The organism is Allomuricauda sp. CP2A, from assembly GCF_001683915.1.
Classification (GTDB): Bacteria; Bacteroidota; Bacteroidia; order Flavobacteriales; family Flavobacteriaceae; genus Flagellimonas.
On the sequence record NZ_LXTT01000091.1, the window covers coordinates 20,529 to 27,130 of the forward strand.

The 6,602-nt window shown below is 43.2% G+C and carries 5 protein-coding genes; all 5 read left to right on the top strand.

Going from position 1 to position 6,602, the window contains the following annotated elements:
- The first annotated feature begins 31 nt into the window (after positions 1-31).
- The 5 genes from gcvP to A7D14_RS11060 all read left to right on the top strand — a co-directional run bounded on the left by gcvP (position 32) and on the right by A7D14_RS11060 (position 6,331).
- Positions 32-2,884, top strand: a complete 2,853-nt coding sequence (gene gcvP / locus A7D14_RS11040; protein ID WP_067034256.1) for an aminomethyl-transferring glycine dehydrogenase — start codon at positions 32-34, stop codon at positions 2,882-2,884.
- Positions 2,885-3,046: 162 nt separating this feature from the next.
- Entirely contained in the window at positions 3,047-4,105 is a 1,059-nt protein-coding gene (locus A7D14_RS11045; protein WP_067034259.1) for a 3-oxoacyl-ACP synthase III family protein, read from the top strand.
- 143 nt (positions 4,106-4,248) lie between these two features.
- On the top strand, positions 4,249-4,767 hold the full coding sequence (locus A7D14_RS11050; protein WP_067034262.1) for a methyltransferase: 519 nt from the start codon (positions 4,249-4,251) through the stop codon (positions 4,765-4,767).
- 198 nt (positions 4,768-4,965) lie between these two features.
- Positions 4,966-5,811 carry a glycosyltransferase family 2 protein gene (locus A7D14_RS11055; RefSeq protein ID WP_067034265.1) on the top strand — a complete coding sequence of 282 codons (846 nt, stop codon included), beginning with the start codon at positions 4,966-4,968 and terminating at the stop codon, positions 5,809-5,811.
- Positions 5,812-5,827: 16 nt separating this feature from the next.
- Positions 5,828-6,331 (top strand): GNAT family N-acetyltransferase, encoded by a 504-nt coding sequence (locus A7D14_RS11060; protein ID WP_067034268.1) that lies wholly within the window; start codon positions 5,828-5,830, stop codon positions 6,329-6,331.
- Positions 6,332-6,602 lie beyond the last annotated feature (271 nt).

Below are 6,602 nucleotides of genomic sequence, written 5' to 3' on the forward strand. Positions count from 1 at the left end.
TCCCTAATTTTGTGCACTTTATTGGATTGAGATGAATACAGAAGTGTTTGCCGCCAGACATATTGGCATTGCAGAGAAAGACCTACCCAAAATGTTTGAAACCATTGGGGTGGAAAATATGGAACAACTCATTTATGAGACCATTCCAGATGATATTACATTGAAAAAAGCCTTGGCCCTTCCCGAAGGGATAAGTGAACATGAGTTCTTGAACCATATCCAAGAATTGTCATTAAAGAACAAGGTTTTCAAAACCTATATTGGCTTGGGGTATCATGAATCCCTGACCCCATCCGTAATCAAACGGAATATTTTGGAAAATCCAGGGTGGTACACTGCCTACACGCCCTATCAAGCTGAAATTGCCCAAGGACGTTTGGAGGCTTTGCTGAATTTCCAGACCATGGTAAGCGACCTCACCGGAATGGAAATTGCCAATGCCTCCCTTTTGGATGAAAGTACCGCAGCAGCCGAAGCCATGACCATGCTGTTCGAGCTTCGTTCACGTCAACAAAAAAAGGACAATACCTTAAAGTTTTTTGTTTCTGAGGAAATCCTTCCACAGACATTGAGCCTTCTTAAAACCCGAGCCGTTCCATTGGGGATAGAACTGGTTATCGGCAACCATGAAACTTTTGATTTTTCAGAAGATTTTTATGGAGCCCTACTGCAATATCCTGGAAAATTCGGACAGGTTTACGACTATGCTGGGTTTGCACAAAAAGCCAAAGCGAATGAAATCAAAGTGGCCGTTGCTGCCGATATTTTGAGTTTGGTACTGCTTACCCCTCCGGGGGAATGGGGAGTGGATGTTGTGGTGGGCACCACCCAACGTTTTGGAATTCCATTGGGTTACGGAGGGCCACACGCCGCCTTTTTTGCCACCAAGGAAGATTACAAAAGAAGTATTCCCGGTAGAATCATTGGGGTGACCAAGGATACCGATGGCAATCCAGCCTTGCGTATGGCACTCCAAACTCGGGAACAGCATATTAAAAGGGACAAGGCAACCTCCAATATTTGTACTGCACAGGTGCTTTTGGCCGTCATGGCCGGGATGTATGCCGTTTACCATGGTCCCAAAGGATTGAAATATATTGCTGATAAAGTGCACAACCAGACCAAGCAATTGGCAAAAAGCCTTGAAAGCATAGGATTTGAACCATTAAATGCTGCTTATTTTGATACCATTAAAGTAGCCGTTAAGAATTCAAAACGGTTAAGAGAAGTTGCCGAAAGCAAAAACATCAACCTAAATTATGTTGATGCCAATACCGTTTCCATTTCATTGAATGAGGCCGTTTCAAACGAAGATTTGAAAACATTGATTTCTTGCTTTGTGGAATCAGATGATGTTAAGAATCACAGTGCAAAGAATGTAGAAGTTGGAGAAGTTATTCCAACTGCACTACAACGGAAAACCCCATTTTTGGAACACGAAGTGTTCAACAGCTATCACTCGGAAACCGAGTTGATGCGCTACATCAAAAAATTGGAACGTAAGGATTTGGCTTTGAACCATTCCATGATTTCCTTGGGAAGTTGCACCATGAAATTGAATGCTGCTTCCGAAATGCTTCCGTTGAGCTGGGCCCACTGGGGAAATATACATCCCTTTGTGCCTTTGAACCAGGCTGAAGGTTATCAAGAAATGTTGAAAACCTTAGAACAACAATTGAACGTCATTACGGGATTTGCAGCTACTTCTTTGCAGCCAAACTCTGGCGCGCAAGGCGAATATGCCGGGCTCATGGTCATTCGTGCGTATCATGAATCCAGAGGCGAGGGACACCGAAATATCTGTCTTATTCCAGCATCGGCCCACGGAACCAACCCTGCTTCGGCTGTTATGGCCGGAATGAAAGTGGTAGTGACCAAAACCGACGAGCGAGGCAACATCGATATTGACGATTTAGAGGAAAAAGCAAAGCAACATTCCGAAAATCTTGCCGCTTTAATGGTCACCTATCCATCGACCCACGGTGTATTTGAGTCATCCATAAAACAAATCACACAATTGATCCATGACAATGGGGGTCAGGTGTATATGGATGGTGCCAACATGAACGCCCAAGTTGGCCTTACCAATCCGGCGACCATTGGTGCTGATGTATGCCACCTCAACCTGCACAAGACTTTTTCCATTCCACATGGCGGAGGAGGCCCGGGCGTAGGCCCTATCTGTGTAGCTGAGCAGTTAAAACCCTTTTTGCCCACAAACCCAGTGGTAGAGACCGGTGGAGACCGAGCCATCGATGCCATTTCTGCAGCACCTTGGGGCAGTGCCCTAGTGTGTTTGATTTCCTATGGATACATCAAAATGTTGGGATATGAGGGGCTCACCAATGCCACCAAAGCTGCCATTCTCAATGCCAACTACATCAAAGACCGATTAAAAGGGAAGTTTGATGTGTTGTATGCGGGAGAAAGGGGAAGGGCTGCCCATGAAATGATCATTGATTGCAGACCGTTCAAGGCCAATGGCATTGAGGTGACGGATATTGCCAAACGACTTATAGACTACGGTTTCCATGCGCCAACGGTATCCTTTCCCGTGGCAGGGACCCTGATGATCGAGCCAACAGAAAGTGAGAGTCTTGCCGAGTTGGACAAATTTTGTGATGCACTGTTGTCCATCCGCAAGGAAATTGATGAAGCCAGTGCAGATGACCCCAACAACGTGCTTAAAAATGCACCCCATACGTTGGAGATGGTGACAAGTGATGTCTGGGACTATCCCTACAGTAGACAAAAAGCCGCTTTTCCGTTGCCATATGTCACCGAAAACAAGTTTTGGCCCGCTATTCGAAGAACGGATGAAGCTTTTGGGGATCGTAATTTGATATGTACCTGCGCCCCCATTGAAGCATATGCCGAAGCATAGCCAAACCATGAAATTATTGGGAAAAAGCCTTGATTTGAAAATAAAATCAGGGCTTTTTTTATACAACAACCCACTAAAATAAGCTTTGAACATTGTAAGGAGTATTATGCGCGCATAATAGCCAAAGAATTGTTCACTATCTTTTCGGATAAAACTTCTACCATGGATATTGGCATCACAGGCACTGGAAGTTATATTCCATCCATCGTTACAAAGAATGAAGACTTTTTGGGTCACACTTTTTTGGAAAATGACGGTTCCAGCTTCCAACAAGATAATGCGGTCATTATAGAAAAGTTCAAATCCATCACTGGGATTGCAGAACGGCGATATGCTCCATCCAACCTCAAGACGTCCGATTTGGGGTATTTGGCAGCGCAAAAGGCCATTGAGAGTGCCAAAATCGACCCCGAAGACTTGGACTATATCATCTTTGCCCACAATTTTGGGGACATGACCGCGGGTAAAATCCAAGGGGATACATTACCGAGTTTGGCCACACGTGTAAAACATCTACTGCGTATTAAAAATCCCAAATGTGTGGCCTATGATATGATATTTGGTTGTCCTGGTTGGATAGAAAGTGTCATCCAAGCAGCGGCTTTCATTAAAAGTGGAATGGCCAAAAAATGCTTGGTCATTGGTGGAGAAACCCTCTCAAGGGTTGTTGACAAACATGATCGGGACAGCATGATTTTTTCCGATGGTGCTGGAGCCACAATTCTGGAAGCCAACCCTAAATCAGGAAAAATATTGGGTCACGCCTCTGCCACGTATGCCAATGAGGAGGCTTATTATCTCTATTTTGACAAATCCAACCATGAAGATGCTTGTGCCGACACCCGGTATATCAAAATGAATGGAAGAAAAATCTACGAATTTGCCTGTACCCATGTACCCCAGGCCATGAAAGAATGTTTGGACAAAAGTGGTGTGGGCATCGATGCCGTTAAAAAAATATTCATCCACCAAGCGAATGAAAAAATGGATGAGGCCATTGTAAAACGGTTTTATCGATTGTATCAAAAAGAGGTTCCCGAAAATATCATGCCGATGAGCATCCATAAATTGGGCAACAGTTCCGTGGCCACGGTTCCTACGTTGTTCGATTTGGTTTTAAAAGGAGAAATGCCCCAGCATCAGTTAAAAAAGGGAGATGTTGTTATGTTTGCCAGTGTAGGTGCCGGAATGAACATCAACGCCATGGTGTACAGATATTAAGTTCCAAGTTCAAGAGTCAAGTTCAGAGGGCAAGTTTAAGCAATAAGGGCCATACCTCAAATTCCAGTAGCTAGATAACGGCATAACTCAATAACATGAAAACTTATTTGGTATTTGTGGATTGTTTTTTGGAATTTTAGCACATGTACGAGAACAATTTTCCCAACAAACGCTACCAACATACGCTGGCGTTCCTTCAGAAACACATCAAAACTTCAGAACCCATTTTGGATCTAGGGGTTGAAAATCCTTTTTCCGAAATTATGAAAGCCCAAGGCTACGAAGTGGAAAACACCAAAGGCGAGGATTTGGACGTGGATTTTGATGTGGTTACCCAATCCAATGCCGAGGTGGTCACGGCTTTTGAGATTTTTGAACATTTGGTTGCACCTTTTAACGTGCTCAAGGAAGTGAAGGCCAAAAAACTGGTGGCCAGTATTCCTATGCGGTTGTGGTTTTCATCGGCCTATAAAAGCAAGACCGACCCTTGGGACCGACATTATCACGAATTTGAAGACTGGCAGTTTGATTGGCTGTTGGAAAAGGCTGGATGGACCATAAAGGACTCCGCCAAATGGACCAACCCCACCAAAAAAATTGGACTGCGACCCCTACTCCGTCTTTTTACCAACCGTTACTATATAGTTTACGCGGAACGATGATTCGCATCATTTTACAATAAACAATTATCAATAACTGAATGGTTACAGTTTGTCATTTTGAGCGGTAGCGAAAAATCTCTGCTTTACGCTATATAGGATGGAAGACAAAGAGATTCTTCAATCACTTTGTTCATCCAGAATGACAGAAACCGCAAAACTACATTGGGAATTATGAATTGTTTTTTGGAATTTTAGCGAATGCAAATCAGCATCATCATTCCCGCACACAACGAAGCTGCTTTCCTCAAGGATTGTTTGGATTCCTTTGTGGCGCAAACCCACCGACCAAATGAAGTCATGGTTGTAGATGACAATTCCACCGATACAACCTTTGGGATAGCCTCAAAATATGCCCAAGCACACGATTGGATAAAAGTGATTCAACGAAAATCCACCGATGCGCATATCCCTGGGAAAAAAGTGGTGGATACGTTCAATTTTGGGCTTCAACATGCTTCGGAGTATCATTTAATCGGCAAGTTTGATGCAGACATTATCTTGCCTCCCAACTATTTTGAAGAAGTTTTGAACCGTTTTCAAGCCAATTGGAAACTGGGCATGTGTTCTGGATTGCTGTACATAAAAAAAGGTTCTGATTGGGTGTATGAGAACATTGCCGATAAATCCCATATCCGAGGTCCAATAAAACTCTACCACAAGGCCTGTTTCGACAAGATTGATGGGTTACGCCCCGGAGTTGGTTGGGACACTGTGGATGTGCTATTGGCCCAATACCACGATTTTGACACCCAGACCATACCCGAACTGCACGTAAAGCATCTTCGTCCCACCGGGCATGGGTACAGTTCCAAAAACCATCTGGCCAAAGGCGAGGCGCTCTACAAAATGCGCTACGGTATTCCTCTTGCCAAAATCGCTGCCTTGAAAATGGCTTGGCAGGCCAAAAGTATAGGTTTGTTCTTTCAAATGACAGTTGGCTACCTAAAGGCATTCTTCCAAGGTCGACCCCGATATGTTTCCAAAGAGGAGGGGAAATTTATTAGACGATATCGATGGAAGGGCATTTGGTCTAAACTAGAGTAACTTTCAATTTTACTGTATGAACCTAACAATCCGAAAAGCAGAAGTCAAGGATGTAAAAGCCATTCTGGAAATCATAAATCATGAAATCCTGCACTCAACCGTGGTATATGATTATCAAGAACGCACCTATGCGCAGCAACTCGCATGGTTTGAAAAAAAATTGCAAGACCGTATGCCGGTAATTGTGGCAGAAAAAGACAACGAAGTTGTTGGTTTTGGTACCTATGGCATTTTTAGACCTTGGGATGCGTATCGATTTAGTGTGGAACATTCCATTTACACCCATCACAACTTCAGGGGAATGGGAATCGGGAAATTAATCATGACAGAATTGATTAAACTGGCCATTGAGCAAGGCTTCCATACCATGATTGCCGGGGTCGATGCATCAAACAAAGGCAGCTATGGGTTCCATAAGAAATTTGGCTTTCAAGAAATAGGCACTTTTAAGGAAGTTGGCTACAAGTTTGACCGTTGGCTGGACTTGGTTTTTATGCAGTTGTTTCTTGATAAAAGGTAGAAATCAACCTTAGACCAAAATAGTTTACAATAACTCGCCACTTTAATTCATCAATTGAAAAAGGGAATCTGTCAATTATTGCTTTTTTAAATCAATCCTCGGCAATATCTTATAAACAAACCCCTACATAAACATTTACTACATGAACTGGTGGTGGGGTATGGATACAACCGTGGAATCCAGACAACTATAACTTTAAATATAATAAACGAATGATATACGATATTTTACCTTAAAACAAAGGTCATCATATTTTCATTGAATTATGAAG